Origin of the sequence: Capillimicrobium parvum (assembly GCF_021172045.1) — a bacterium.
In the GTDB taxonomy this organism is placed as follows: Bacteria; Actinomycetota; Thermoleophilia; order Solirubrobacterales; family Solirubrobacteraceae; genus Capillimicrobium; species Capillimicrobium parvum.
Genome location: NZ_CP087164.1, coordinates 5,874,070 through 5,899,187, shown reverse-complemented (window position 1 = coordinate 5,899,187; position 25,118 = coordinate 5,874,070). Strand labels below are relative to the sequence as shown.

Annotated in this window: 24 protein-coding genes and 1 tRNA gene; 10 read left to right on the top strand and 15 right to left on the bottom strand. The window is 74.0% G+C overall.

Going from position 1 to position 25,118, the window contains the following annotated elements; genetic code table 11:
- Nucleotides 1-126: 126 nt before the first annotated feature.
- The 6 genes from DSM104329_RS28565 (at nt 127) to DSM104329_RS28540 (ending at nt 4,768) form a co-directional block, all read left to right on the top strand.
- Nucleotides 127-1,356, top strand: coding sequence for a mannosyltransferase family protein (locus DSM104329_RS28565; protein WP_259313275.1), 1,230 nt, complete (start codon nt 127-129; stop codon nt 1,354-1,356).
- Nucleotides 1,353-2,036 carry an HAD family hydrolase gene (locus tag DSM104329_RS28560; protein ID WP_259313274.1) on the top strand — a complete coding sequence of 228 codons (684 nt, stop codon included), beginning with the start codon at nt 1,353-1,355 and terminating at the stop codon, nt 2,034-2,036. The genes DSM104329_RS28565 and DSM104329_RS28560 overlap by 4 nt, the downstream gene beginning before the upstream one ends.
- A gap of 86 nt (nt 2,037-2,122) precedes the next feature.
- On the top strand, nt 2,123-3,001 hold the full coding sequence (locus DSM104329_RS28555; RefSeq protein ID WP_259313273.1) for a CPBP family intramembrane glutamic endopeptidase: 879 nt from the start codon (nt 2,123-2,125) through the stop codon (nt 2,999-3,001).
- Between the two features lie 19 nt (nt 3,002-3,020).
- Nucleotides 3,021-4,073, top strand: a complete 1,053-nt coding sequence (locus DSM104329_RS28550) for a L,D-transpeptidase family protein (RefSeq protein ID WP_259313272.1) — start codon at nt 3,021-3,023, stop codon at nt 4,071-4,073.
- Entirely contained in the window at nt 4,070-4,633 is a 564-nt protein-coding gene (pyrE, locus tag DSM104329_RS28545) for an orotate phosphoribosyltransferase (RefSeq protein WP_259313271.1), read from the top strand. The genes DSM104329_RS28550 and pyrE overlap by 4 nt, the downstream gene beginning before the upstream one ends.
- 63 nt (nt 4,634-4,696) lie before the next feature.
- A tRNA-Arg gene (locus tag DSM104329_RS28540) sits at nt 4,697-4,768 on the top strand.
- A 131-nt stretch (nt 4,769-4,899) separates the two neighbouring features.
- On the opposite strand, the gene DSM104329_RS28535 is transcribed toward DSM104329_RS28540, so the two are convergent.
- The 5 genes from DSM104329_RS28535 to DSM104329_RS28515 form a co-directional block, all read right to left on the bottom strand.
- Complete coding sequence (locus DSM104329_RS28535) at nt 4,900-6,033, bottom strand: ABC transporter ATP-binding protein (protein WP_259313270.1); 1,134 nt, start codon at nt 6,031-6,033, stop codon at nt 4,900-4,902.
- The gene (locus DSM104329_RS28530) at nt 6,030-7,121 is read right to left on the bottom strand and encodes an ABC transporter ATP-binding protein (protein WP_259313269.1); all 1,092 of its coding nucleotides are present in this window, start codon (nt 7,119-7,121) and stop codon (nt 6,030-6,032) included. Before DSM104329_RS28530 ends, DSM104329_RS28535 begins: the two co-directional genes overlap by 4 nt.
- Complete coding sequence (locus DSM104329_RS28525) at nt 7,118-8,071, bottom strand: ABC transporter permease (RefSeq protein WP_259313268.1); 954 nt, start codon at nt 8,069-8,071, stop codon at nt 7,118-7,120. Before DSM104329_RS28525 ends, DSM104329_RS28530 begins: the two co-directional genes overlap by 4 nt.
- Nucleotides 8,072-8,073: 2 nt before the next feature.
- Nucleotides 8,074-9,117 (bottom strand): ABC transporter permease, encoded by a 1,044-nt coding sequence (locus tag DSM104329_RS28520; RefSeq protein WP_259313267.1) that lies wholly within the window; start codon nt 9,115-9,117, stop codon nt 8,074-8,076.
- A gap of 63 nt (nt 9,118-9,180) precedes the next feature.
- Nucleotides 9,181-10,845, bottom strand: a complete 1,665-nt coding sequence (locus DSM104329_RS28515) for an ABC transporter substrate-binding protein (RefSeq protein ID WP_259313266.1) — start codon at nt 10,843-10,845, stop codon at nt 9,181-9,183.
- Nucleotides 10,846-11,015: 170 nt separating this feature from the next.
- On the opposite strand from DSM104329_RS28515, the gene DSM104329_RS28510 reads away from it, so the two are divergent.
- Nucleotides 11,016-11,480, top strand: coding sequence for a YbaK/EbsC family protein (locus tag DSM104329_RS28510; protein ID WP_259313265.1), 465 nt, complete (start codon nt 11,016-11,018; stop codon nt 11,478-11,480).
- A gap of 189 nt (nt 11,481-11,669) precedes the next feature.
- Here DSM104329_RS28510 and DSM104329_RS28505 read toward each other — a convergent pair whose 3' ends face one another.
- The 5 genes from DSM104329_RS28505 to DSM104329_RS28485 are packed head-to-tail and all read right to left on the bottom strand — an operon-like array spanning nt 11,670 to nt 15,194.
- Entirely contained in the window at nt 11,670-12,263 is a 594-nt protein-coding gene (locus tag DSM104329_RS28505; protein ID WP_259313264.1) for a hypothetical protein, read from the bottom strand.
- A 12-nt stretch (nt 12,264-12,275) separates the two neighbouring features.
- Complete coding sequence (gene dtd / locus DSM104329_RS28500) at nt 12,276-12,689, bottom strand: D-aminoacyl-tRNA deacylase (RefSeq protein ID WP_407655862.1); 414 nt, start codon at nt 12,687-12,689, stop codon at nt 12,276-12,278.
- Complete coding sequence (locus tag DSM104329_RS28495) at nt 12,686-13,606, bottom strand: AEC family transporter (protein ID WP_259313262.1); 921 nt, start codon at nt 13,604-13,606, stop codon at nt 12,686-12,688. Before DSM104329_RS28495 ends, dtd begins: the two co-directional genes overlap by 4 nt.
- On the bottom strand, nt 13,603-14,589 hold the full coding sequence (locus DSM104329_RS28490; protein ID WP_259313261.1) for a galactose-1-phosphate uridylyltransferase: 987 nt from the start codon (nt 14,587-14,589) through the stop codon (nt 13,603-13,605). Before DSM104329_RS28490 ends, DSM104329_RS28495 begins: the two co-directional genes overlap by 4 nt.
- Complete coding sequence (locus tag DSM104329_RS28485) at nt 14,562-15,194, bottom strand: TlpA family protein disulfide reductase (RefSeq protein WP_259313260.1); 633 nt, start codon at nt 15,192-15,194, stop codon at nt 14,562-14,564. Before DSM104329_RS28485 ends, DSM104329_RS28490 begins: the two co-directional genes overlap by 28 nt.
- Nucleotides 15,195-15,407: 213 nt before the next feature.
- Here DSM104329_RS28485 and DSM104329_RS28480 point away from each other — a divergent pair, with 213 nt between their 5' ends.
- On the top strand, nt 15,408-19,223 hold the full coding sequence (locus tag DSM104329_RS28480) for a DEAD/DEAH box helicase (protein WP_259313259.1): 3,816 nt from the start codon (nt 15,408-15,410) through the stop codon (nt 19,221-19,223).
- 10 nt (nt 19,224-19,233) lie between these two features.
- Here the strand turns inward: DSM104329_RS28480 and DSM104329_RS28475 are convergent, their stop codons facing one another.
- Entirely contained in the window at nt 19,234-19,941 is a 708-nt protein-coding gene (locus DSM104329_RS28475) for a biotin--[acetyl-CoA-carboxylase] ligase (protein WP_259313258.1), read from the bottom strand.
- Nucleotides 19,941-20,744: an SAM hydrolase/SAM-dependent halogenase family protein gene (locus tag DSM104329_RS28470; RefSeq protein WP_259313257.1), complete on the bottom strand. Its 804-nt coding sequence runs from the start codon at nt 20,742-20,744 to the stop codon at nt 19,941-19,943. Before DSM104329_RS28470 ends, DSM104329_RS28475 begins: the two co-directional genes overlap by 1 nt.
- Nucleotides 20,745-20,769: 25 nt before the next feature.
- On the opposite strand from DSM104329_RS28470, the gene DSM104329_RS28465 reads away from it, so the two are divergent.
- Nucleotides 20,770-20,928 carry a hypothetical protein gene (locus tag DSM104329_RS28465; RefSeq protein ID WP_259313256.1) on the top strand — a complete coding sequence of 53 codons (159 nt, stop codon included), beginning with the start codon at nt 20,770-20,772 and terminating at the stop codon, nt 20,926-20,928.
- A 9-nt stretch (nt 20,929-20,937) separates the two neighbouring features.
- Here DSM104329_RS28465 and DSM104329_RS28460 read toward each other — a convergent pair whose 3' ends face one another.
- On the bottom strand, nt 20,938-21,378 hold the full coding sequence (locus DSM104329_RS28460) for a hypothetical protein (RefSeq protein ID WP_259313255.1): 441 nt from the start codon (nt 21,376-21,378) through the stop codon (nt 20,938-20,940).
- 69 nt (nt 21,379-21,447) lie between these two features.
- Between DSM104329_RS28460 and pdxR the strand changes: the two genes are divergently transcribed.
- Nucleotides 21,448-22,818, top strand: coding sequence for a MocR-like pyridoxine biosynthesis transcription factor PdxR (pdxR, locus tag DSM104329_RS28455; protein WP_259313254.1), 1,371 nt, complete (start codon nt 21,448-21,450; stop codon nt 22,816-22,818).
- Here the strand turns inward: pdxR and cobA are convergent.
- Both cobA and hemC read right to left on the bottom strand, forming a co-directional pair.
- Nucleotides 22,805-24,265: a uroporphyrinogen-III C-methyltransferase gene (cobA, locus tag DSM104329_RS28450; protein WP_259313253.1), complete on the bottom strand. Its 1,461-nt coding sequence runs from the start codon at nt 24,263-24,265 to the stop codon at nt 22,805-22,807. The genes pdxR and cobA overlap by 14 nt on opposite strands.
- A complete protein-coding gene (gene hemC / locus DSM104329_RS28445; RefSeq protein ID WP_259313252.1) occupies nt 24,262-25,116 on the bottom strand; it encodes a hydroxymethylbilane synthase in 855 nt (284 codons plus the stop codon). The genes cobA and hemC overlap by 4 nt, the downstream gene beginning before the upstream one ends.
- Nucleotides 25,117-25,118 lie beyond the last annotated feature (2 nt).

Genomic DNA, 25,118 nt, shown 5'->3' with positions numbered 1-25,118 from the left:
GACGGTGCAAGCGCCGCTTCCGCGGCGCAGTCGACGCCTCATTCTAGGCAGCCGTCCATTCCCCTCCGCCGGTCGCTCCCGCGCCCGCCGGCGGCCTCGCCCGCGCGGCCTGCGACCATCGGCGCGATGGCCGGACCGACGACGACCCCGCCGCGGTGGACGCGGTTGGCGCCGGGCGTCCGCGTGCGTGCGGGGGCAGCGTGGCGCGACGCCGCCTTCGGCGAGGCGTGGCGGGCGACGTGGACGTCGCGGCTGCTCGTCTGGTGCAGCGGGATGGCCGCCGTCTGGATCTGGGGCCTGAGCAGCCGCACGGAGGGCTTCGACCCCGCCGGGATCACCGGCGGCGTCCTCTTCGCACCCGCCGCCCGCTGGGACGCGGTCTGGTACCTGGAGATCGCCCGCAACGGCTACGACCAGACGCCGACCGCGGCGTTCTTCCCGCTCTATCCGCTGCTCGTCCGGGGCCTCGGCGGGTCGCTGCTCGCCGCCGTCGCCGTGTCCACGGTCTGCTTCCTCTTCGCGCTCGCGGCGCTGCACGCGCTCACGCGGCTCGAGCTCGGGGCCGACGCGGCGCGCTGGACGGTGCTGGCGCTCGCCTTCTCGCCGATGGCGTTCTTCTTCTCGGCGCTCTACGGCGAGTCCCTGTTCCTGGCCCTGTCGGCCGGGGCGGTGCTCGCCGCCCGGAGCGACCGCTGGGCGTGGGCCGGCGTGCTGGGCGCGCTGGCGGCGTCGACGCGCTCGACCGGCGTGCTCGTGCTCGTCGCGCTCGTGATGCTCGGGTGGCGCCGTGCGCGGCCGGCGCAGCTCGCCTGGCTGGCCCTCGTCCCGCTCGGCCTCGTCGCGTTCCCGCTGTGGCTGGGGCTCACCGGCCACGACTGGCAGGCCCCGTTCGACGCCCAGGCGGTCTGGTTCCGAGAGTGGGGCGGTCCGCTGGGCGGCGTGTGGGACGGTGCGGTCGCGGCATGGGCGGGGGTGCGCCAGCTGGCGTCGGGCTCGTCCGAGCCCCTCTACTTCCCGATCGCGGGCGGCGACCCGTTCGCCATCGCGCGCATCAACATCGCACTCTTCGCCTGGGTGCCGCTCGTCGCGGTCGCGCTCGTGGGCGCCGCGCGCCGCCTGCCGCTCGCCTACGCCGCCTACGCGCTCGCCTCGCTCGCCGTGCCGCTGTCGTACCCCGTCGCGCCGCAGCCGCTCATGTCGCTGCCGCGGTTCGTGCTCGTCGCGTTCCCGCTGTGGATGTGGCTCGGGTGGCTGCTGGCCCGCCATCCCCGGGCCCGGTGGCCCGCGCTGGCGGTCAGCGCGGGCCTGCTGGCCGCGTGCACCGCCCAGTTCGCGACCTGGCACTTCGTGGCGTGACCGTCCTCCTCGACGCACTGGGCACCCTCGTTCGCTTCGAGCCGCCGGCCCCGCGGCTGCGGATGCTGCTGGCCGAGCGGCACGGCGTGGAGGTCGACGAGGACCAGGCGCGCGCGGGCATGCGCGCGGAGATCGCGTACTACCGCCGCGAGCACCACCGGGCGGGCGATCGCGCAGGCCTGGCCGCGCTGCGCCGCGACTGCGCGGCGGTGCTCGCGGGCGCGCTGCCCGAGCCCGCGCGCGAGATCCCCGTCGACGCGCTCGCCGCGACGCTCGTCGACGCCATCCGCTTCGACGCGTACCCGGAGGCGCCCGCCGTCCTCGACGAGCTGCGCGCGCGAGGACATGCGCTCGCGGTGGTGTCGAACTGGGACGTCTCGCTGCACGACGTGCTCGTCGCGACGGGGCTGGCCCCGCGCGTCGACGCCGTGGTCACGTCGGCCGAGCTCGGGGTGGCGAAGCCAGATCCGCGGCCGTTCGCGGTCGCGCTCGAGGCGCTGGGCGTGCGGGCCGGCGGGGCGCTGCACGTGGGGGACACCGTGGCCGAGGACGTGGCCGGCGCGTTCGCGGCGGGGGTGCGGCCGGTGCTCGTCGCGCGCGACGGCGCGCCGGAGGACCCGGTGCCGGACGGCGTCGCGGTCGTCGCGGACCTGCGCGGGGTCCTCGACGCCGCGCGGTAGCCGGTCGTGGCGCGCGGACGGCGCTGCACGCCGTCGGCACGACAGGATCGGCTCCGGAGCGCGCACCCCGCCCTAAGCTGAGCGCCGTGGCCGAGTACGAGCTGGACCACCCCGAGCGCCCCGACGGCGTGCCCGCACCGGCGACCGCGACCGCGCCGCCCGAGCGCGAGCGCCCGGCGTGGCCCCTGTGGACGGCGTTCGCCGCGCTCGTCTGCGGTTGGCTCGGCGGCAGCGTGCTCGGAGCGATCGTCTACGGCATCGCCAGCGCGAGCGGCCACAAGGGCGGCGACTCGCCCATCGGCTACGACCTCGCCGCGAACCTCCTCTTCGACGCCTGCCTGGTCGGCGCGGCGGTGCTCTTCGCGCGCCTGGCGGGACCGGTCAGCCCGCGGAGCTTCGGCCTGCGCACGACCAAGCTGTGGCCGGCGGTCGGCTGGGGCTTCGCCGCGTACGCGGTCTACATCGTCGGGAGCCTGATCTGGCTCAACGCCCTCGGCATCCAGGACCAGCAGGACAACATCACGACCCAGCTGATCGAGGACCCGACGCCGGTGACCGTCGCCGGTCTGGCGATCTTCGCCGTCGTGATCGCGCCGATGGTGGAGGAGCTGTTCTTCCGCGGCTTCGTCTTCAACGCGATGCGCTCGAAGCTCCCGGTCGGGTGGGCCGCGGTCGCCACCGGCGTGATGTTCGGCGTCGTCCACGCGTTCGGCTCGCCGATCGGCTTCCTGGCGCCGCTTGCGCTGCTCGGCACGGTCCTGTGTCTCGTCTACTGGAAGACCGGCTCCCTGCTGCCCTGCATCGCGCTGCACTCGCTCAACAACTGCATCGCCCTGTCGACGGCGCTGGACTGGGGCTGGCAGGTGCCGGTCCTGATGGCCGGGGCGCTGGCGGCGATCTCGGCGGTCCTGCTGCCGATCGTTCGCCGCGGCGCGCGCGTCATACCGCCCGCGTCACCTGCTTGAGCATCTAAAGTACCGCGCAATGCGCCCTGTCTCACTTGCCGTGATCGGCCTTCTCCTCGTCCCCGCGGCCGCCGCGGCCCAGGAGCCGATGCCGCCGATCCCGACTCCGCCTCCGGCCCCCGCTCCGGCCCCCGCTCCGGCTCCGCCTCCGGCCCCCGCGCCGGCCCCGCCGGCCCCGCCGGCGCCGACCCCGCCGCCCGTCCCGACTCCGCCTCCGGCCCCCGCGGCCGGCACGCTCTCGCTGAACGTCGCCCACGAGGCGCTCGCGCACAGCAAGCTGCGCGTCCAGGGCACGCTGAGCCCGGCCGTCCGCGGCCAGCGGGTCACCGTCACGATCAAGCGCGGCAGGCACACGCTGCGCTCGGTGAAGGTCCGGGCCGGCAGCAGGGGCACGTTCCTCGTCGGGTACACGCCGAGGTCCGGCGGGCGCATCACCATCCGCGCGAGCCACGCCGCGAGCGCCGAGGTCGGCGCCGCGCGGGCGGCCGTCCGCCGCGTCGACGTCATCGTCCCGCACGCCACGCCGGGGTCGCACGGCTCGTCGGTGCGCTGGCTGCAGCGCAAGCTCGCCGGCATGCACTACTCGGTCTCGCGCGGCGGCACGTTCGACGACGCCACCGCACGCGCCGTCATGGCGTACCGCAAGGTCAACGGCATGGCGCGCACCCAGGTCGCCGACCGCTCGGTCTTCCAGCGGCTGGCCCGCGGGATGGGCGAGTTCAAGGTGAGGTACCCCGACCATGGCCGCCACGTCGAGGGCGACCTCACCCACCAGGTCGTGGCGCTGATCAACCCGGGCGGGAAGGTCTACCGGATCTACCCGACCTCCTCGGGCAAGCCGTCGACGCCGACCGTCCTGGGCAACTTCAAGGTCTACATGAAGACGCCGGGCACGAACGCCAAGGGCATGGTGGACTCGAACTACTTCATCCGCGGCTACGCGATCCACGGCTACGCCGACGTGCCGAACTACGCGGCCAGCCACGGCTGCCTGCGGGTGCCCGTGCCCAACGCGGCGTTCATCTTCAACTGGGTCCGGATCGGCACGCCGGTCGACGTCTACTACCGGTGAGCGACGCGCACGCGGTCCTCGTCGCCGAGCTGCGCGCGCACGCGCTGGTCATCGGCGACGTCGTGCTGACGAGCGGCGCGACGGCGAAGTACTACGTCGACGCCAAGCGGGCGATCCTGCGGCCGGCCGGGTTCCGGGCGCTCGGCGAGCTCGTGGCCGAGCGCGTGCGGGGCTGGGACGCGACCGCGGTCGGCGGCATGACGATGGGCGCCGACCCCGTGGCCTGCGCGGCGCTGGCGGGCGGGGCGCAGGTGAAGGGCTTCTTCGTGCGCAAGGAGGCCAAGGGCCACGGGCTGCACCGGCGCATCGAGGGGCCGGTGCTCGACCCCGGCGACCGGTGCGTCGTCGTCGAGGACGTCGTGACGACCGGCGGCTCGACGATCGCGGCGATCGAGGCGCTGCAGGAGGCGGAGCTCGAGATCGCCGGCGTCGTGGCGGTGCTCGATCGCCTGGCCGGTGGTGCCCAGCGCATCGAGGCGGCCGCCGGTGCGCCGTACGTGGCGCTGACGACCATCGACGAGGTCTATCCCGACCGGCCCGACCGCCCGGCCGCCGGCTGACGGCAGTCCGGCCGTCACGACGCCCGGCCCCGAGTCGCGGGCGACGAACTACAGTGCGCGCAGGCCCTCGTAGCTCAGTGGATAGAGCACCGCTCTCCTAAAGCGGGTGCGCAGGTTCGACTCCTGCCGGGGGCGTTGTCGTCACGCCAGGACGTCGACCGGCGCGCGGAGGCCCGGGGCGCGGGCGAGGCGGGCATCGAGCGTGAGGACGGCCGCAGGACGCGGCCGATCTCCGCATCCACCAGATGGGGTGCCCCCCTGCGGCGTCAGTCCGCCTGGTCCGCCACGGGCCGGGGCGGGGGTGCACCGTTGCCGCCCGCCGGCACGTAGTCCGGCTTGGCGTCGCCGGCGTCGGCCGGGCTGGCGTCCGAGAACGTCGCCGCCGCGATCTCCTCGGGCGTCACGTTGAGCGGGTGGTGGCAGGCGGCCATGTGCTCGTTGGCGTACTGGGTCAGCGGCGGGACGACCTCGCGGCACACCTCGGTCGCGCGCGGGCAGCGGGTGTGGAACACGCAGCCAGGCGGCGGGTCGATCGGGTTCGGCGGCTCGCCGCCCACCACGACCCGCTCGCGCGCGCGGTTCTCGCGCGGGTCCGGGATCGGGATCGCCGACAGCAGTGCGTCGGTGTACGGGTGGATCGGCTTGCTGTAGAGCTCGGCCGCGGGCGAGAGCTCCATGATCTTGCCGAGGTACATGACCGCGATGCGGTCTGAGACATGGCGCACCACGCTGAGGTCGTGCGCGACGAACAGGTAGGTCAGGGCGAACTCGTCCTGCAGGTCCTCGAGCAGGTTGATGATCTGCGCCTGGATGGACACGTCGAGCGCCGACACCGGCTCGTCGAGCACGATCAGCTTCGGCTCCATCGCGAGCGCGCGGGCGATCCCGATGCGCTGGCGCTGGCCGCCGGAGAACTCGTGCGGGAAGCGGTTGACGTGCTCGGGCATCAGGCCGACCACGTCGAGCAGCCGTCGAGCCTCCTTGTCGATCGCGCCGCCCGACAGCCCGCGCTGCTTGAGCGGCGTGCCGAGGATCTGCCCGATGCGCTTGCGCGGGTTCAGCGAGGCGAACGGGTCCTGGAAGACCATCTGCATCTCACGGCGCAGCGGGCGCATCGCGCGCCGGTTGATCCGCGTGATGTCCATGCCGCGAAAGCGGATCGTGCCGTCGGTCGCGTCGAGGAGCTTGAGCACCGTGCGCGACAGCGTCGTCTTGCCGCAGCCCGATTCGCCGACGAGGCCGAGCGTCTCGCCCTCGCGCAGCGTGAACGTCACGTCGTTGACCGCGTGGACGTTCGCCACCGTCCGGTCCACCAGCACCCCCGACTTCACCGGGAAGTACTGCTTGACGTGGGAGACCTCCAGCAGCGCGCCGTTGCTCGACCCGTTCGTCTCGCTCATGCGTCGCCCACCTCGGCGGCCTGCACGGATCCGGCATCGACGTCCGCGCGGTGCCCGTCGACGTCGGGCTTCGTCGCCAGGCCGATCTCGCCCGGGGCGACCTCGCGCCGTGCCCGCTTGTCGTCGGTCGACAGCCAGCAGCGGTCCGGGTGCCCGGCGCCGCGGTCGGCGAGGTCCGGGACCTCGGTGCACTTGGCGAACTCGTGCGGGCAGCGGGCGCGGAAGTGGCAGCCCTGCGGCGGGGCGAGCAGCGACGGCGGCAGGCCGGCGATCGACGGCAGCCGCTCGCCGCGGTCGCGGTCGATGCGGGTGATCGACCCGAGCAGCCCCCACGTGTACGGATGCTGCGGGTCGTAGAAGATCTCGTCGATCGTCCCCTGTTCGACGATCCGCCCGCCGTACATCACGGCGATGCGGTCGGCGATGTCGGCGACGACGCCGAGGTCGTGCGTCACGAGGATGATCGCCGCGTTCGTCTCGGCCTTGAGCTCGTTGAGGCGCTCGAGGATCTGCGCCTGGATCGTCACGTCGAGCGCGGTCGTGGGCTCGTCGGCGATCAGCACGCTCGGCGAGCACGACAACGCCAGCGCGATCATCACCCGCTGGCGCATGCCGCCCGAGAACTCGTGCGGATAGGCGCGGGCGCGCTCGGCCGCCCGCGGGATCCCGACGCGCTCCATCAGCGCGACGACCCGATCGTGGGTCTCGCCGTCCGACAGGTTCTCGTGCGCCTGGATCTGCTCGGCGATCTGCTTGCCGATGCGCTGGACCGGGTTCAGCGACGTCATCGGGTCCTGGAAGATCATCGCGATCTCCGCCCCGCGGATCTTGCGCAGCTGCGCGTCGGACGCCGCGATCAGATCGGTGTCCTGATACATCGCCCGGCCGCCGAACACCGCGTTCGGCGAGCGGTTGAGCCCGAGCAGCGCCATCGCGGTCACGGTCTTGCCGGACCCCGACTCGCCGACGACCGCGAGCACCTCGCCCGCGGTCAGCGTCAGCGACACGTCGTCGACGGCGTGGACGGTGCCCTCGTCGGTGTGGAAGTCCACCTTGAGGTGCTCGACCTCGAGGATCGGTTCGGTCATGTGCTGAGCCTGATTCGTGGGTCGAGCACCGCGTAGACGATGTCCACCATGGTGTTGAGCACGACGATGAAGAACGCGCCGAGGAGGGTGACCTCGAGCACGGGCGGCACGTCGAGCTGGCCGATCGCCTCGGCGAAGTACTGCCCGACGCCTTGGATGTCGAAGATCGACTCCGTGAGCACCGCGCCGCCCGCGATGACCAGGCCGAAGTCCAGGCCCCACAGGGTGACGATCGGGATCATCGAGTTGCGCAGGACGTGCCGGGTGAGGACGCGCCGCTCCGAGATCCCCTTCGCGCGCGCGGTGCGCACGTAGTCGTCGTTGATCGTGTCGAGGATGTTCGAGCGCAGGATGCGCGAGTAGACGCCGATGAACAGGATCGCGAGCGCCGTCCAGGGCAGGATCAGGTGGTAGAACCACTGCCAGACGCCGCCCTCGTTGATCTGGACGTAGCCCCCGTTCGGGAACCACCCGGCCTTGTAGCCGAGGTAGTAGTTCATGAGCGCCCCGACCCAGAACACGGGCATGGACACGCCGATGAGCGCGAGCACCGTCAGGACGCGGTCGGAGAACCGCCCCGCTCTCACCGCGCTGTAGAGCCCGAGCGCGACGCCGCACGCCATCCAGATGATCGCCGCGCCGATGCCGAGCGCGAACGTGCGCGGCAGGCCCTTCTTGATCTCCTGCCACACGTTGGTCTGGTTGGAGTAGGAGACGAGTTCGCCCGAGAACACCTGCTTCATCGTGTAGATGTACTGCTGGGGCAGCGAGTCGTCGAAGTGCCAGGTCTTGCGGATCGCCTCGATCTGCACGGGCGTGGAGTTCTTGCCCGCCATGCGCACGGCCGGGTCGCCGTTGGGGATCACGTTGAAGATCAGGAACGTGAGCACCGACACGGCGAACAGCACCAGGATCATGCCGATCAGGCGGCGGACGATGAACCGAGCCATCGCTAGTGCTCCAGGCGGATCTTCGCCCGCGGGTCGAGCGCGTCGCGCAGGCCCTCGCCGAAGATGTTCAACGAGAGCACCGTGGCCACGAGCATGAGGCCGGGGGCGATCGTCAGATGCGGCGCGGAGGTCAGGAAGTCGATGCCCTCGGCGATCATGATGCCCCAGGACGGCTCGGGCGGCTGAACGCCGGCCCCGAGGAACGACAGCGCCGCCTCCAGCAGCACCGCGTTGGCGACGATCAGCGGGAAGAACACCAGGATCGTCGAGGCGAGGTTGGGCAGCAGCTCGGTGAACATGATCCGCCACGGGCCCAGCCCCTGCGCGCGGGCGGCCTCGATGAACTCCTTCTCGCGCAGGGACATCACCTGGCCGCGGATCGGTCGAGCGAGATAGACGATGTAGGAGACCCCGATGATGATCGTCGGGATCCACAGCGAGCCGCCCTCGAGGTGGATCGGCCCGAGATTGATGCCGCCGAGGTTCAGCGACACGCCGAGCGCGATGCCCAGCAGGATCACCGGGAACGCCCACATGATGTCGAAGCAGCGGGAGATGATCGCGTCGATCCACCCCCCGAAGAACCCGGCTATCAGGCCGAAGATCGTGGCGAAGATCAGCGTGATGATCGACGCGCCGATGCCGATCAGCAGCGAGTTGCGCCCGCCGTAGAGCAGGCGGACCATGACGTCGCGGCCGTTGCGGTCCGCGCCGAGGAAGTACTGGCCTTGCCACGTCGGCCCGATCGGCACGCCGTCGAACGCGACGACATTCTCCTGCTTGCCGCCGACGTTGACCGTGCCGGTGATGTTGTTCTTGTACGGCGTCGTCTTGGCCACGTGCTTGGCGTACAGCGGCGCGGCGAGGGAGATCGCGACCAGCACGAGGAAGAGGGCGCCGAAGGCGAGCGCGACCTTGTTGCGCCGCAGCCGGCGCATCGCGATCCGCCAGGGGCCCGTACCCGCCGCGGCCCGCCGCTCCTCGGCGGCGATCTCCGGAGGAAGGTCGGTGGAGAAACCTGTCTCGGCGGAATCCGTGGTGGCCATGGGATGAAGGTGGTGGGGGGAGCCCGGAGGGGCCGCCGGAGCGGCCCCTCCGTCCTCGGACTGCTACTTGAAGCGCAGCGACGAGAGGTCGCCGTTGTACACCGGGTGGGCGATGAACGAGTCGAAGTCCACCTTGTCGGAGACGAGCTTGGTCAGCTCGCGGTTGCCGTACGGCGCGATGTGCGCACGCTCGACCAGCAGGCGGTCAGCCTTGGCGTAGTCGGGCGCGACGGCGTCCAGGTCCGGGTTGGCGTCGGCGGTGTCGATCAGCTTGTTGATCTCGGGGTCGTCGACGTTCCCGAAGTTCTGGTTGTTCGTGTTCTGGATCGACTTCCCGTTGACCAGGAACATGAAGTTCGCCGGGTGCGGGAAGTCCTGGAACCAGTTGGCGAAGCCGGCCTGGGCCTTCGTCTTCTGGTTGCCGATGGTCTGGAAGTAGACCGAGCCCTCGACGATCTTCGGCTTCGCGTTCAGACCGATCGAGCTCATCGCGTCAGCGAGGTACTCGGCGACCGGCTTGGACGGATCCTCGTCGTTGCCCCACACGGTGACGTCGGCACCCTCGGCGCCCGCCTCCTTGATGAGCTGCTTGGCCTTCTCCACGTTCGGCGCCGCGTTCGGGTCGCCGTACGGGCACGGCTCGATCTTCTGGTAGCCCTTCATGCCCGGGGGCAGGAAGTTGCACGCCGGGGCGAGCAGGCCGCCGAAGATGCGCGCCAGGGCGCGCTTGTCGATGCCGTAGTTGACCGCCTGACGCACCTTCTCGTTGTCGAACGGGGCGACCCGCTCGTTGAGGAAGACGTAGTACGTCGAGTTGGTCACGTAGGGCTCGAACCGGCCCTTCGCCTTGTCGGAGACCTCGCGCATGCGGTCCGCCGGCGGCGGATCCTGCAGGAAGTCGACCTTGTTCTGCAGGACGTCGTCGATCTGGCGCTGCTGGTTCTTGACGATCTTGACGTCGATCTCGTCCAGGTACCCGGTCGGGATCTCCGGGATGTTCAGGCCCGGGAACTGGTCGTTCTTGACCATCGTGAACCCGCGGTTCGGGACCGAGCTCGTGATCTTGTACGGCCCGACGCCCGGGGGCGGGCTCGCCGTCAGGTTCTTGAACGGCGTGTCGCCCGGCACGATGCCCGCGAAGTCCATCGCGAGGACGTTCGCGAACGACCCGACCTGGCTGTTGAGCTTGATCGTGATCTCGCCCGTCTTGTCGTCCGTGACGATCCCGGGGATGTCCGCGTCGGGCTTGCCGGCCTTGACGTAGTCCTCGGCGCCCACGATCGGCAGATAGAACGCGCTGCCGCCCGACTCCAGGTTGAGCACGCGCTTGACCGTGTGCTCGAAGTCCGACGCCTTGACCGGCGTGCCGTCGGAGAACTTCAGGCCCGGACGGAGCTTCAGCTTGTACGTCTTGCCGTCCGGCGAGATGTCGGGCAGCGCCTCGGCGAGACCCGGGATCAGGGTGGCGCCCTCGGCGCCTTCCGCGTGCTTGTACGTCAGCAGCGGGGTGTACACGTTCCAGAGGGCGGTCCATCCCTCCTGCGTGTACGACAGAGCCGGATCCATGTAATCCGGGCTCGACGTGTAGTACGCCGAGAGGGTGCCGCCGGACTTGCCGCCCGATGTGTCACCCGATGACGTCGACGACGTGCTGGCGCCTCCGGTGCTGCCGCCGCTGTCATTGCCACCGCAGGCGGCGAAGAGCAGCGCACTTGCGGCAATCAGCATGAGGACCGCAAGGGTCCTTCGGAACTTGCTCAACTGCGTAAACCTCCTCCAGGGGGTTTAATCCCGCGCCGGCTCCAGTTCCCGGCCACGGGAGGGTGGAGAGAGCCTCCCAAGTGGGCCACACCGTACTCCGTTGACGACATGAGCAGCTTGGTACCAGGGGTCCGAATATGAGCGCATCGGTTCAACGAGTCCGCGCAGCCCTGACCGCCGCGGGGCTCGACGTGACCCTGCGCGCGTTCCCCGAGGGCACGCGCACGGCGCAGGACGCCGCGGCCGCGATCGGGGTCCAGGTCGGCCAGATCGTGAAGTCGCTCGTGTTCGCCACCGAGACGGGCGACCCGGTGCTCGTGCTCGCCTCGGGAGCCAACCGCGTCGACGAGCGGCGCGTGGGCGAGTTGCTCGGCACCGCGATCGGGCGCGCCGACGCCGCGCTCGTGCGCGAGGCCACCGGCTACGCGATCGGCGGCGTGCCGCCGGTCGGGCATGCGACCGCCATGCCGACGCTCGTGGACGAGGACCTGCTGGCCTTCGACGAGGTGTGGGCAGCGGCGGGCACGCCACGCGACGTCTTCGCCATCGCGCCGGCGGACCTCGTGCGGGCGAGCGGAGGCCAGGTCGCGACCGTGACCTGACCGTGTCGCCGAAGTCGTGTGGCTTGTGCCCTGCGTCCCCGTCCTCCCTCCGGGTGGGGTCGGCCGAACGCTAGATGATCGTGACCGTGCCGGCGCAGGTCCCTTCCCACGGCAGCGGCCCCTGCCTACCCGCCGGGCGCCCCGCCTAGCCGTAGAAACCGAGGACGTGGGCGCGCGCCGCGCGTGCGGTCAGTCCTCTTCGTCGTAGAGCGACTCGCGGGCGAGCTCGTCGCCGCCCTCGTTGAACAGCGCGACCTCGAGGAAGTCGCCGCCGATGTCGTCGGGCGCGAGCAGCGTGAAGCGGCCGTCGCCGGTGAGGACGCACTGGTCGACGGCCATCGCGTCGAGCTCGGCGGTGGCGATGCGCCCGCCCTCGACGAGCGGGACGCCCCACACGAGCGTCATCGCGGCCGTCTGGCCGTTCTCGCCGCGCCACCCGCCGACGACCTCGTCGCAGAGGTCGAGCTGCCAGTCGGGGTTGTTCTCGGCCGTCTCGTCGGTGACGTCGGCGATCGCCCGCAGCGCGTCGGGCTCGCCGTCGCCGGCGGCGGGCCGGAACGAGACGACGCCGAAGACCTCGCGGCCGTCGGGCGTGCGCGCCGTGGCCGGGATGTACGTGCGCCCGTGCCACGTGCGGTCGGGGAACCAGGCGATCTCACCGAACTTCTCGTCGATGGCGCCGCGCAGCTCTTCTGCGAGGCGGTCGGCCCAGCGGCCGTAGGGCGCGACGGCCTGGGGCGGCTCGGCGGCGAAGCGGGGGACGAAGCGGCGTTCGGGCGGCATCGGGCGGGGAGCCTATTCGAGGAGGATGGTGACCGGACCGTCGTTGACGAGCTCGACCTCCATGTGGGCGCCGAAGACGCCGCGCCGGGCGCCGGCGTGCTCGCAGAACCGGCGGTAGAGGGCGTCCGCGCGCTCCGGCTCGGCCGCGGCGACGAAGCTGGGCCGGTTGCCCTTGCGCGTGTCGGCCATGAGCGTGAACTGGCTGACGCAGAGGACCTCCCGGTCGCCGAGCGGCTCGTTCATGCGGCCGTCGGCGTCGGGGAAGATCCGCAGCCGCAGCAGCTTGCCCGCCAGCCGCTCCGCGGTGGCCTCGTCGTCGTCGTGACCGACGCCGAGCAGGACCAGCAGGCCGGGGCCGATGGCGGCGACCTCCTCGCCGCCGACGCGCACGGCCGCGCGGCGCACGCGCTGCACGAGCGCCCTCACAGGACGGACGGGACGATCATGCCGGCGACCACGACGATCATCGTCGTCCATGCCACGGCGGAAGCCGTGAGCTTGAGGTCCAGGCCGAACGCGTGGGCCACGACGACGGAGCTGACCGCAGCGGGCGTCGCCGCCTGCAGCAGATAGGCGTCGGGCACCCCGCCGACGAGCGCCGCCAGGGCGAGCATGAGCAGCGGCGCGACGACGAGCCGCAGCCCGATGGCGACAGCGACCGGCGCGGTGAGCGCCGGCGGGAAGCGCAGGACGCCCTCCTCGGCCTCGCCGCCCAGCGTCAGGCCCACCATGAAGAAGGCGAAGGGAACGAGCGCGTAGACCAGGACGTGCGCGGCATCGACGAGGACGTCGGGCGCGAGCGCGTCCGGGGCCACGAGGCCGCAGATCACCGCGATGAGCGGAGGGTTGCGCGCGAGGGCCCGCACCCGCGCGCGCGCCGAGGGCGCGATCGCGCTCCCGAACGCGGCGCCGATCGAGACCGAGGCGACGTAGAACATCGGGCCCGAGACGAGCGCGTCGAACGCGATGGCGGGCTCGATCGCGTCGCTGCCGAAGATCGCGCCGGCCAGCGGCGTCCCGACCAGTCCGGTGTTGCCCATGAAGCACACGACGATCAGAGCGCCGAGCGAGGGGCCGCTCAGGTGCAGCACGCAGCGCCCGATCGCCCACGCGATCAGCCCGACGATCGCGAGCTCCACGTAGCCCGCCAGCAGGCCGAGGCCGCTGCCGCCCGTCGGCTCGAACCGCACCATCACGAAGAACGTGATGAACGGCAGCGTGACGTAGAACTGCACCCACGCGATCGCGCGGGCGACCGGCCGGCCGCGGTGGGGCAGGCGCGGCTCGGCGAGGAGCCCCGCCGCCAGGGACACGGCGATGACCGCGGCGACGAGGAAGGTCAAGCGCCGCGCAGCTCGGCGGCCGCGTGCTCGGGCGCGACGATGTTCAGCCCCAGACCCGCGCCGAGCTCAAGCCCCGCGAGATGGGCCAGGCGCGGGAGCACGTCGATGCGCCAGCAGAAGTGGTCGGCGCCGCGCGGGGCGGTGCGCACCCAGAGGTTCAGCGGCGGGCTGGCGCCGAGGCGGCGCGCGAGCCGGTTGAGCACGTCGTGCAGCAGCGCCGCGCCGCTCGGCCCGTCGTCCTCGAAGCGCGGGACCGGGCGGCGGGGCGCGATGAGCAGCTGGAAGGGCATGCGCGACGCGTAGGGGGCCAGGCAGACCGCCTCGTCGTCGATCGCCACGATGCGCTCGCGACGGCGGACCTCCTCCTGCACGAGGTCGGCGAGCAGGTTGCCGCCCATCGTGCGGGTGGCGTGCGCGCCGAAGCGCTCGCGCTCGCGCGCGATGGCCGCGGGCACGAAGTCCAGGGCGTAGAGCTGGGCGTGCGTGTGGGGCAGCGACGCGCCCGCCTCGCGGCCCTCGTTGACCAGCACGTGCACGCAGTTCGCGCCCGCCTCGGCGTGGTGGCGCATGCGCAGCCGCCACACGTCGACCGCGGACCGGACCTGCGCGGGGGCGAGCTCGGCCAGCGTGCCCGTCGGGGTGGGCGCGTTGACGATCACCTCGTGGGCGCCGGTGGCGGCGAGCGCGGTGAAGAGGTCGGGCGTCGCGTCGCGCGGCGGCTCGGGGCTCGAGGGGTCGAGCGCCGGATAGAGGTTCGGCACGACGCGCACCGTCCAGCCGGGCGTGTCCGCCCCGCCCGGAGCGGCCCGTATCGCGAACACCTCGGGCGGCGTGCGGTCCTCGTGGCCCTCCAGGAACGGGTCGGTCGCCGGGTCCGGCTGCGGCGCGGGCTCGGCGGACAGGCCGCCGCCGGGCCGCGTGGCGCGGTCGGCGGCGATGATCGCGCGCAGGCCGGTCAGGGGGTCGACGCGGACTTCTGGCACAGCGAGCCCACCCCTTCCCCCGGCGGATGTCCGAGCGCGTAGCGGCGTACGTCGGCGCGCAGCTGCGCCTCGCAGACGTAGCCGCCCTGGTGCAGGTACTGCAGCTCGCCCGCCTTGTCGTAGAAGAGCATGAACGGCAGGCCGCGGATGGCGCCCAGCTCGCCGGCGGGGATCCGCGGCAGCGTGTAGCTCGGGTAGGAGACCGGGAACTTCTCGAGGAAGCCGCGCGCGTCGCCGTCGTTGTCCTCTGAGTCGAGGCCGACGAACGCCACCTGGCGGCCCATGTCGACCGACGTGCGCTGCAGGAAGGGGAACTCGGCGCGGCACGGTCCGCACCACGACGCCCAGCCGTTGACGACGACCGGGTGCCCGCGCAGCTCGCGCAGCCGCCGGTCGAACGCGTCCTGGCCGCCGGGCAGCAGCTGGTTGGCCTGCGCATGCAGCGCCGCGAGCGGCGCCGGCGAGCCCGCGAGCCGCTGCCGCGCCTGCTCGGCGGAGATCGTCGAGGCCCGCGGCTTGTCGTTGCCGCCCTTCGTCTGGGTCAGCCCGATGACGACGATCGCGACGATGCCAAGGCCGATGAGCGCGAAGACGAGGCGGCGCATGTGTGCGTCCAGCCTAAAGGCCGACGGCCTACCGACCCGCACCGTCCGGTCATGCGGTACTCTTCGTTAACCCGTCGCGAGGGCCTCCTGGGAGGTCGCCCTCGCAGCTTGTTGTCCGGGTGGGTCCCGGTCCCTCGGGTCGCATTTCATCGTCGAACGGCGGCCCCCGTCCATCGTCAGAGCCTTTTGGCTGAGATCACGCCAGCGGCGGCCATGGTGGCCGCACCCCTTCCCCCGGCTGCCGACATCGCCCGGGCCGAGAAGTTCACCCGTGAGCGCTTCGTCCATGAGGGCGAGGATGCCGCGGTTGCGCTCGGGCCCGGCAGCGCTCGCCGGCGCGCGCTCGACGCTGCGCTCGCGGAGCTCGCGCAGGGGCTCGACTATCCGTCGCCGGAGTGGCGGCGCGCGTACTCGCTGCTGCTCGGCCTCGAGCGGCTGCTCAGCGAGGACGAGCCACATCTCGCCGACGGCACGCTGCTGAACCCGCACCAGGTCGACGCGCTGTCGGGCACGCTGACGGCGCTGCTCGCGGCGGCGATCGGGCCGAACGGCGGGGCGTCCTCGAACGGGCACGCGGCCAACGGGGGCGCCGCCGCCGCGCATGCCCCGCCGGCGCCGGCCGAGGACCCGTACGTCGGCTCCTCCGCGGTGCCCGGCGAGGAGGAGATCGACGAGGAGCTGCCGGAGGACGAGGAGCCGCAGGACTGGGACGAGCCGGCCGCCAGCGAGGACTGGGAGCAGCTCGCCGAGCAGCCGGAGGATCCCAACGCGCACAAGCGCTTCTGGTTCGAGCACGCGACCGGCGCGGGCAAGACCGTCGCGGCGCTCGGTTTCGTCGAGGCCTCGCGCACCGGCGGCGTGCTGATCCTCACGCACCGCCGCAACCTCGTCGACCAGTTCCTCGGGGAGCTGCGCGACCGCGGCTACCGCGACCGCATCCACGGCCCGCTCATGCAGGGCGACCGTGAGCCGCGGACCGGCCCGGTCACGGTCGAGACCTACCAGTGGTTCGTGCGCAACGCGGGCAAGGTCTCGTCCGCGTACACGATCGTCATCTGCGACGAGGCGCACACGGCGCTGGGCGAGAAGACGTCCGCCGCGATCCGCGAGTGGACCGGCCCGATCTTCGTCGGGATGACCGCGACGGGCGCGCTGATCGCCCGGCACGTCACCGACCTCTTCCCGACGCAGACGTCGCGCTTCGACCTCGCGCAGGCCGCCCGGCGGGGCGTCATCTCGCCGCTGCGCTGCATCCGCATCCCGCCGGGGGCCGGCGTGCGCTCGATCGCCAAGGTGCCGTTGCGCCGCGGCGACGTGGACGTCGAGTTCGACCAGGAGATGCTGGCCGAGCTGCTCGACCAGCTGCCGTTCAACCTCGCGGTGGCGAACCTCTACAAGACGCGCTTCAACGGCGTGCCGGGGGTCGTCTACGCGGCCGGCGTGCGCCACGCCTACAACGTCGCCGAGGCGTTCCGTGACGAGGGCCTGAAGGCGATGGCGGTCTCGGGCGAGACGCCCAAGCGCGAGCTGGCCGACATCCTCGCCCGCTACGAGCGCGGCGACGTTGACGTGCTGGTCAACGCGCAGCTGCTGGCCGAGGGCTGGAACTCGCCCCGCGCGACGGTCTGCATGCACCTCGCGCCGACGGCGTCCAAGCGCATCTACCAGCAGCGCGTGGGCCGCGTCACGCGCCGGCACCCCGGCAAGGAGTCGGGCATCGTCGTCGACTTCGTCCATCCTGCGACGAAGCACGACGACCCGGTCGTGACGCTGCACTCGCTGCTGGACCGCGACGTCTACCGCGGCGGCGCGATCGTCGTGGGCCCGGTGCGCCGGGGCCGCGGCCGGCGCGTGCGCGTCGAGCGGCGCGTGATGCCGGTGACCGCCGATCCGGACCGGCGCGCGCAGGTCTTCGAGCGCGAGCTGTGGCGCATCGCCGTCGAGCACCTCGACTGGGGCGAGCAGCACGTGTGGGCGGCGCTCGCGGGCGCGCGGGTGCAGCCATCCGGGTGGCGCCGCGCGCGGGCGATGCTGCACTTCGACAAGACCGGCGAGCTCAAGCGGCGGTTCCTCCTGACGGCGGTCCAGCGCAACAAGTCGTCGCAGCTGCGCATCCGCGCTCTCCAGGAGATCGCGGCGGCCAAGGACGCGGAGGCGTTCGACCTCGCGATCGACGAGATCGGCCAGTGGTCGCGCGACGAGCGGCGCGAGGCGGTCAAGGTCTGCCTGCAGGCGCTGGCCGAGAAGCGCATCGGGCGCCGCGACCAGGCCAACGCGTGGATCTGGCGGATGGCCGAGTACACGCGCGACGTCCACGAGGAGTACGCGGTCCAGCGCTGGCCGGAGACCAAGCGGCTGCTCGGGCTGCTGGTCAACTCTTCGGGCGGGGCGCATGCCCGCAACGCCCGCCGGCTCGTCCACGCGTCGCGCAAGCAGGACCGGCGGCTGAGCGCCGCGCTGCTGGCCGCCGCGCTGGCCCACACGCCCGAGGCGGAGGAGGTGCTGCGCGGGGCGCGCACCCGCCTGTCGCGCAAGCCGAACTCCCTGGCGCGCGACCTGCTGCGCAACTTCCCCAAGAAGCGCACCCGCGGCAACCGGCGCCGCCGGCGCAAGGGCGAGGAGGCCGTGCTGGAGCCTGTCGAGGCGCTGGAGACGACGACTGCACTCGACGACGACGAGTTGGACGACGACGACGACGTCGTCGAGGTGGAGATCGACGCCGAGGACGACGAGGACGAGGCGCGCGAGCCCGAGGACGACGACGGCGAGGACGCGCCCGAGCCCGAGCCCGTCGAGGCCGAGGTCGAGGATCCCGAGGAGGCGGCCGCGGCGGCCGCCGCGCGCGAGGCCGACGCCCTCGCCGGCATCGCCTCCGCGGCCGCGGCGCTGTTCGAGGCCCGCGGCGCGGGCGTGGACCCCGCGCCGGCCGAGCCGGTCGCCGAGACGGCCCCGCAGCCGGTCGAGCCTGTTGCCGAGACGGCCCCGGAGCCGGTCGAGCCTGTTTCCGAGACGCCCCCGGAGCCGCTCAAGAGGCCGGCCACCCGCCGGCGGACGACGACGGCGAAGTCGACGACGGGGCCGAAGAAGCCGGCGACCCGGCGCCGCACGACCGCGAAGCCCCCGGCGGCGGCCGAGAGCGACGCTGCGGCGTCCGCCGAGTCCGAGCGCCCGGCGGCCGCATCCGAACCGGAGTCGGCGCCCGTCAAGAAGCCGGCGACCCGGCGCCGCACGACCGCGAAGCCCCCGGCGGCGGCCGAGAGCGACGCTGCGGCGTCCGCCGAGTCCGAGCGCCCGGCGGCCGCATCCGAACCGGAGTCGGCGCCCGTCAAGAAGCCGGCGACCCGGCGCCGCACGACCGCGAAGCCCCCGGCGGCGGCCGAGAGCGACGCTGCGGCGTCCGCCGAGTCCGAGCCCACCGCGGCCGCATCGGAACCGGAGTCGGCGCCCGTCAAGAAGCCGGCGACGCGCCGGCGGACGACCCCGGCGAAGACCGTGGCGGCGAAGGACGAGACCCCGCAGGCGGCGGCTGAGGCGGTTGACCCGGCTGAGGGCGCTGAGGCGGCTGAGACGCCCGAGGCGGCTGGGGCGCCCGCGAAGAAGGCGGCGACCCGTCGCCGCACCACGACCGCGAAGTCCACCGCTGCGAAGTCGACGGCCGCGAAGCCGGCCGCAGCCAAGTCCACCGCGGCCAGGTCCACCGCGGCCAAGTCGACGGCCGCGAAGTCGACGGCTGCGAAGTCGACGGCCGCGAGGTCGACGGCTGCGAGGTCGACGGCCGCGAAGTCGACCCGCGCGAAGCCCGCGGCGACCGACGAACCGGCCGACACCGCCGCCGGCCCCGCGGCCGCGGAGCCGGCGAAGAAGCCCGCGACCCGCCGCCGCACGACGACCGCGAAGCCTGCGGCCGCGAAGTCGACCGCCGCGAAGAAGCCCGCCACGCCCCGGCGCACCCCGAAGCCGAAGGACCCCGAGCCCCCGGCGTCGCAGGACGAGCCGTCCGACGACGACCGTCCGGCCGCGGCGGCGTAGCGTCGCTGTACTAGGCGTCACCCGGCGGCGGACCGGACGCCAGGTGCACCTCGCCGGCCTCGAGCGCGACCCGCTCGCCGTCCGCGCGCTGCACCACCAGCCGGCCCCCGTCGTCGATGCCGCGGGCGGTGCCCGCGCCGCCGTCCCACCGGACCTCGCGGTTCGCGAGGGCGTCACGGGCGCGCAGCGCCGCGAGCAGCTCGTCCCGCGGTGCGGCCAGCCAGCGCTCGAGCGCGCACAGCAGCCGCTGCAGGCACGGCTCGACGTCGCCGGGCTCGAGGCCGAGCGTCCCCGCCGTCCCGCGCAGCCCGGCGGGCAGGTCGTCCATCCGCACCGCCACGTTGACGCCGATGCCGAGCACGGCCCAGCTCTCCTGGGGCCGGCCCTCCGCGAGGATGCCGGCGACCTTGCGGCCGTCGACGAGCACGTCGTTGGGCCACTTCACGAGCGCGGAGTCCCCGGCCAGCTCCGCCACCGCCGCCGCCGCGACCAGCGGCAGCAGCGCGGGCGGGTCGCGCAGCACGACCGACAGGACGAGCGCCCGGCCGGCCGGCGCGCTCCAGGACCGGCCCTGGCGGCCGCGCCCGGCGGTCTGCGCCGTCGCCGTCACGAGCGTGCCGTGCGCGGCTCCGGCCGCAGCGAGCTCACGCGCCCGCCGGTTCGTGGAATCGACCTCACGCAGGTGCAGCCGCGGCCGCCCGAGCCGCCGGACCGCCATCAGCACGTCCGCAGCAGCAGCTCGTCGTCACGGCCCAGCCGGAGCTCGCGCAGGGCCGACCCGCGGTTGACGGCCAGCGCGATCTGGCGCTGGGCGTCCTCGTAGAGCAGCAGGGCGCCCACGTCCACGTCGGCGAAGGTCGACGCGAAGCGCCCGCGGTGCGCCCGGCCGTCGGCGACCACCTCGACCTCGTCGCCGAGCCGCAGTCCGACGGCCGTGAGGTCGTCGTGGGTTCCGTCGAGGATCACGTTGCCGAAGCGGTCCGACAGCAGGACGTGGGCGGCCAGCGCGCCGGGCCGGCGGTCGGCCGAGGGCAGCATGAGCGGCATGAGCTCCTCCACGGCACACGGCTCGCCGGCCGCCGCAAGCGGCTCGCCCCGGGCGAGCGCGGCCGCCACCGGGGCGAAGATGTCGCGGCCGTGGAACGTCGCCGACACCGGCTCCAGGCGCCACGGCGAGCGCGAGACGTCCACCGCCTCGATCGCGCCGCCGAAGCGCTCGGCGGCGAGCATGAGCAGCCCGTTGTCCGGTCCGACGAGCGTGCGCTCCTCGTCCGCGCAGGCGACCGCGACCCCCCGCCGCGCGCCGCCCACCTGGGGGTCGACGACGGCGAGGTGCACGCCCGCCGGCATGTACGGCAGCGCGTTGCGCAGCACGAGGGCGCCGGCGCGGACGTCGTGGCGCGCGATGCCGTGGGTCACGTCGATGACCCGCGCCGCCGGGGCCAGGCCGGCGAGCACGCCGCGGCACACGCCGACGAACTCGTCCTGCTCGCCGTAGTCGCTGAGGAAGGTGACGAACACGGCCGGGAAGGGTAGACGCCCTGGGATGCACCGCGACGACGCACCCAGCGGCCTTCCGCCCGACCAGGAGCCTGACCGCCCGCTCGGAGTCGACGAGGCCGACCCCGACGGCGAGGCCCGGCCGCGCCGCGGCGACGCCGCCATGCCCGGCCTGCCCGACGATGAGCCGCAGACCGACGGCTGAGGCGGCGCGCTACGCCGGCGTGCGGGGCCGGGCGCGATCGCGAGCCCGCAGGGCGTCCAGTGCCAGCGCCGCCGCGATCAGCGTCGTCAGCAGCTGACCCGCCTCACTGGCGACCCGGTCGCCGGCCGGCAGCACGTCGTCGGCGGTCAGGTGGAACGCGAGGTGCGGCACCGACCAGGCCAGGTAGGCGAGGCCGGCGACCAGGACGAGCCGGCGGTCCAGCGACACGAGCGCCGCCACCAGCACCACGGTGAGCGCCAGCGACAGCGCGCCGACGTCGCGCACGAGGTGCTCGTCGTACGGGCCCAGCGGGCTCACCCACGCACGCCCGCCGCCGGGGAAGTCGTCGTAGAAGGCGCGCGGCGCGAGCAGCGCCCACACCGCCAGCGCCCCCTGCACGAGCGCGAGCAGGGCGAGCCCGGCGCGCACGAGCATGGGTCTTGTCGGCATGTCGGTGGCACCATACGCCCGGACTGGTCCGCGGGCCAGGTCCAGCCGCCCACTGCCGGAGCGGACCACATGGAGCTCCTCGTCACCCTCGATCCCGCCGACCGCGTGCCGCTGCACGCCCAGCTCGAGCGGGCGCTGCGCGAGGACGTCCGCGCCGGCCGGCTGCGCCCCGGCGCCCGCCTGCCCTCCACGCGCCGCCTCGCCGCCCAGCTCGGCGTCTCGCGCGGGGTGGTCGTCGAGGCCTACGCCCAGCTGCACGCGGAGGGCTACCTCGCCACCCGCCGCGGGTCGGGCACGCACGTGGCCCACGCGGCGGCCGCGCCGGCCGCCGCGCGGGGTGACGCACCGGCCCCACGGCCGCGCTACACGTTCCACCCCGGCCAGCCGGACCTGTCGGCCTTCCCCCGCACCGCCTGGCTCGCGGCGACACGGCGCGCGCTGCACGCGCTGCCCGACCAGGACCTCGGCTACGGCACCGTCCGCGGCCCGCGCGTCCTGCGCGAGGCGCTCGCCGAGCACCTCGGCCGGACGCGCGGCACGGCGGCCGACCCGCAGCGGATGCTCGTGTGCAGCGGACTCATCCAGGGCTTCACCCTCGCCTTCGCCGCCCTGCGCGACGCGGGGGCGACGCGCATCGCGCTCGAGGACCCCGGATGGCTCGGGCACCGGACCGTCGCCGCCCACACCGGCCTCGAGGCCGTCCCGATCCCGGTGGACGACCATGGAATGCGCGTGGACCTGCTCGACGAGGCGCGCGTGGACGCCGTCGTCGTCACCCCCGCGCACCAGTCGCCGATGGGCGCCGTCCTGGCTCCCGACCGCCGCGCGGCCCTGCTGGGCTGGGCGCAGCGCACGGGCGGCCTGATCGTCGAGGACGACTACGACGCCGAGTACCGCTACGACCGCGAGCCGGTCGGCGCTCTGCAGGGGCTCGACCCCGACCACGTCCTCTACGCGGGATCCGCGAGCAAGATCCTCGCGCCGGCGCTGCGGCTCGGCTGGCTCGTCGCGCCGCTCGCGCTCTCCCGCGCGCTCGTGGAGCACAAGCGCCACGCCGACCTCGGCACGCCGCTGATCGAGCAGCTCGCCCTCGCGGAGTTCGTCGAGAGCGGCGAGCTCGAGCGTCACCTGCGGCGCACGCGCCGCCGCTACCGCGCGCGCCGCGACGCGCTGCTCGACGCGCTCGCCCGCCACCTGCCGGGCGTCCGCGTCCAGGGCGTCGCGGCCGGGCTGCACGCCGTCGTGCTCCTGCCCGAGGGCACCGACGAGCACGCGCTCGTGGCGGCGGCCGGGGCGCGCGGCATCGAGATCCACGGCCTCGGCGACCAGCGCTTCGAGCCGGCGGGCGGGCCCCCCGGCCTGATCCTCGGCTACGCCGCGATGCCCGAGCCGGCGATCGCCGCCGCGATCGCGGAGCTCGCCGAGCTCATGCCGCGCTGACCGCGGCGTCCGCGACGAGCGCGGAGACCAGCCCGTCCGGCGTGTGCTCGGTCGCCTCGACGTCGCCTCGCAGCCCGTGCGCGTCGAGCTCGGCGCTCGTCACCGGGCCGATCGACACGAGTCGGGGGCCCTGCAGCGTGGCGCCTGCGGCGAGCACGTTGCGCACCGACGAGGCCGACGTGAACGTCACGTAGTCCGCGCCGTCCACCGCTGCGCGCGCAGCATCGTCCAGCGGCGCCGCCACGGTCCGGTACAGCGCGAGGACGTCGACCTCGGCGCCGCGCTCGCGCAACGCGCCGGGCAGCACGTCGCGGGCCTCCTCGGCGCGGGCGATCAGGGCGCGGCGCACCGGCACGCCGGCCAGCGCCTCCACGAGCGACTCGGCGATCGCCCGCTCCGGCACCACGTCGGGCTCGATGCCGCCGGCGCGCAGCGCGCGGGCGGTGCCCGGGCCGATCGCGGCGATGACCGGTCCGGCGAGGGCGCGCGCGTCGCGGACCTCTTCGAGCAGCCGGCCGGCGCCGTTCGGGCTCGTCACGCAGAGCAGGTCGTAGCCCGCGAGGTCGGGGACCGTCACCGCCAGCGGCTCGATGGCGATCGCGGGCGCCTCGACCACCTCGGCGCCCAGCGCGCGCAGCCGGCCGGCGAGCGCGCTGGCCTGCGCGCGGGCGCGGGTCACGGCCACCGTGCGGCCCGACAGCGGGCGCGCCGCGTCGAGCCATGCGAGCTCGTCGCCCAGGGCCGCGACCGGCCCGACGATCGTCACCGACGGCGCCCGGACGGCGGCGGCGCTCGCGCGCTCGGCGATCGTCGCCAGCGTGCCCGACACGCTGCGCTGGCCGGCGAGCGTCCCGCGCTCGACGATGACCACCGGCTCGTCGGGCGAGCGCCCGCCGGCGACCAGCCGCTCGGCGATCCGCGGCAGCGCGCGCACGCCCATGTAGAAGACGAGCGTCCCCGGGAAGGCGGCGAGCGGCGGCCAGTCGATCTGGGTCTCGCCCTTGGCCGGGTCCTCGTGGCCGGTGACGAACGCGACCCCCGCGGCCAGCCCGCGCTGGGTGACCGGGATGCCCGCATAGGCGGGGGCGGCGACGCCGGCGGTGACGCCGGGGACGATCTCGAACGGGATGCCCGCCTCCCGCAGCACCTGCGCCTCCTCGCCGCCGCGGCCGAACACGAACGGGTCGCCGCCCTTGAGCCGCACGACGGTGCGCCCGGCGCGCGCGTGCTCGAGCAGCAGGCGGTTCGTCTCGTCCTGGGGGACCTGCGTCCCGCCGCCGATCTTGCCCACGTCGACGACCTCGCCGGGGACGTCGTCCAGGATCCCCGGCGGGACGAGCTTGTCGGTGAGCACCACGTCGGCGCTCTCGAGCAGTTCGCGCGCGCGGACCGTCAGCAGGCCGGGGTCGCCGGGCCCGGCGCCGACGAGGTAGACGACGCCGGTCACAGCATCTCCCCGGCGCCCGCGGCGAGCAGCCGGGCCGCCACCGCCGCGCCCAGGGCCGCGGGGTCGTCGAAGCCGTCGAGCTCGTCGATCACCCACTCCGAGCCGTCGACGCGGCCGACGAACGCCCGCAGGCCGAGCCCGCCGTCCGCGCCCTCGCGCGCGTGCGCGCCCACCGGCGTGCGGCAGTCGGCGCCCAGCGCCGCGACGAGGCTGCGCTCGGCGGCGAGGGTCCGCTCCGCGGCCGGGTCGCTGATGGTCCGCGCCGCCTGCAGCGCCTCGGCCGCCTCCACGTGGGCCTCGAGCAGCAGCGCCCCCTGGCCCGAGGCCGGCACGACCGCCTCGAGCACCGCCCCGGCCGCATCAGCCCGGCCCAGGCGTTCGAGCCCGGCCAGCGCCAGCACCGCGGCGTCGCACTCGCCCGCGGCGAGCTTGCGCAGCCGGGTGTCGACGTTGCCGCGCAGCTCCACGACGTCGAGGTCGGGGCGCAGCGCGTGCAGCGCCGCCGCGCGGCGCAGCGAGCTCGTGCCGACGCGGGCGCCCTCGTCGAGCGCGTCGAGGCCGGAGGCGCCGCACAGCGCGTCGTAGGGCGACGCCCGCGGCGGCACCGCGGCGATCACGAAGCCGTCGGGCAGCGTGGCGGGAACGTCCTTGGCCGAGTGGACCGCGAGGTCGGCCTCGCCGCGCTCGAGCGCCGACTCGATCTCGGCCACCCACTCGCGCTTGTCCTCGACGTCGCGGCGGCGATCGCCGCTCGTCACCACCTCGACCAGCTCAGCGCCGCCCAGCAGCGTCGCCACGTGCCGCGCCTGGGCGAGCGCGAGCGCGCTGCCCCGCGTGGCGATCCTCAGCAACG

What these genes read in the sequence shown, in the direction of transcription:
- DSM104329_RS28535 (WP_259313270.1), bottom strand. Translation starts at nt 6,033, where the DNA reads ATGAGCGAGACGAACGGGTCGAGCAACGGCGCGCTGCTGGAGGTCTCC.
- DSM104329_RS28515 (WP_259313266.1), bottom strand. Translation starts at nt 10,845, where the DNA reads ATGCTGATTGCCGCAAGTGCGCTGCTCTTCGCCGCCTGCGGTGGCAAT.
- DSM104329_RS28505 (WP_259313264.1), bottom strand. Translation starts at nt 12,263, where the DNA reads ATGCCGCCCGAACGCCGCTTCGTCCCCCGCTTCGCCGCCGAGCCGCCC.
- DSM104329_RS28525 (WP_259313268.1), bottom strand. Translation starts at nt 8,071, where the DNA reads ATGGCTCGGTTCATCGTCCGCCGCCTGATCGGCATGATCCTGGTGCTG.
- DSM104329_RS28480 (WP_259313259.1), top strand. Translation starts at nt 15,408, where the DNA reads ATGGTGGCCGCACCCCTTCCCCCGGCTGCCGACATCGCCCGGGCCGAG.
- DSM104329_RS28510 (WP_259313265.1), top strand. Translation starts at nt 11,016, where the DNA reads ATGAGCGCATCGGTTCAACGAGTCCGCGCAGCCCTGACCGCCGCGGGG.
- DSM104329_RS28485 (WP_259313260.1), bottom strand. Translation starts at nt 15,194, where the DNA reads ATGCGCCGCCTCGTCTTCGCGCTCATCGGCCTTGGCATCGTCGCGATC.
- DSM104329_RS28465 (WP_259313256.1), top strand. Translation starts at nt 20,770, where the DNA reads ATGCACCGCGACGACGCACCCAGCGGCCTTCCGCCCGACCAGGAGCCT.
- DSM104329_RS28550 (WP_259313272.1), top strand. Translation starts at nt 3,021, where the DNA reads ATGCGCCCTGTCTCACTTGCCGTGATCGGCCTTCTCCTCGTCCCCGCG.
- DSM104329_RS28475 (WP_259313258.1), bottom strand. Translation starts at nt 19,941, where the DNA reads ATGGCGGTCCGGCGGCTCGGGCGGCCGCGGCTGCACCTGCGTGAGGTC.
- DSM104329_RS28530 (WP_259313269.1), bottom strand. Translation starts at nt 7,121, where the DNA reads ATGACCGAACCGATCCTCGAGGTCGAGCACCTCAAGGTGGACTTCCAC.
- DSM104329_RS28460 (WP_259313255.1), bottom strand. Translation starts at nt 21,378, where the DNA reads ATGCCGACAAGACCCATGCTCGTGCGCGCCGGGCTCGCCCTGCTCGCG.
- DSM104329_RS28520 (WP_259313267.1), bottom strand. Translation starts at nt 9,117, where the DNA reads ATGGCCACCACGGATTCCGCCGAGACAGGTTTCTCCACCGACCTTCCT.
- DSM104329_RS28565 (WP_259313275.1), top strand. Translation starts at nt 127, where the DNA reads ATGGCCGGACCGACGACGACCCCGCCGCGGTGGACGCGGTTGGCGCCG.
- pdxR (WP_259313254.1), top strand. Translation starts at nt 21,448, where the DNA reads ATGGAGCTCCTCGTCACCCTCGATCCCGCCGACCGCGTGCCGCTGCAC.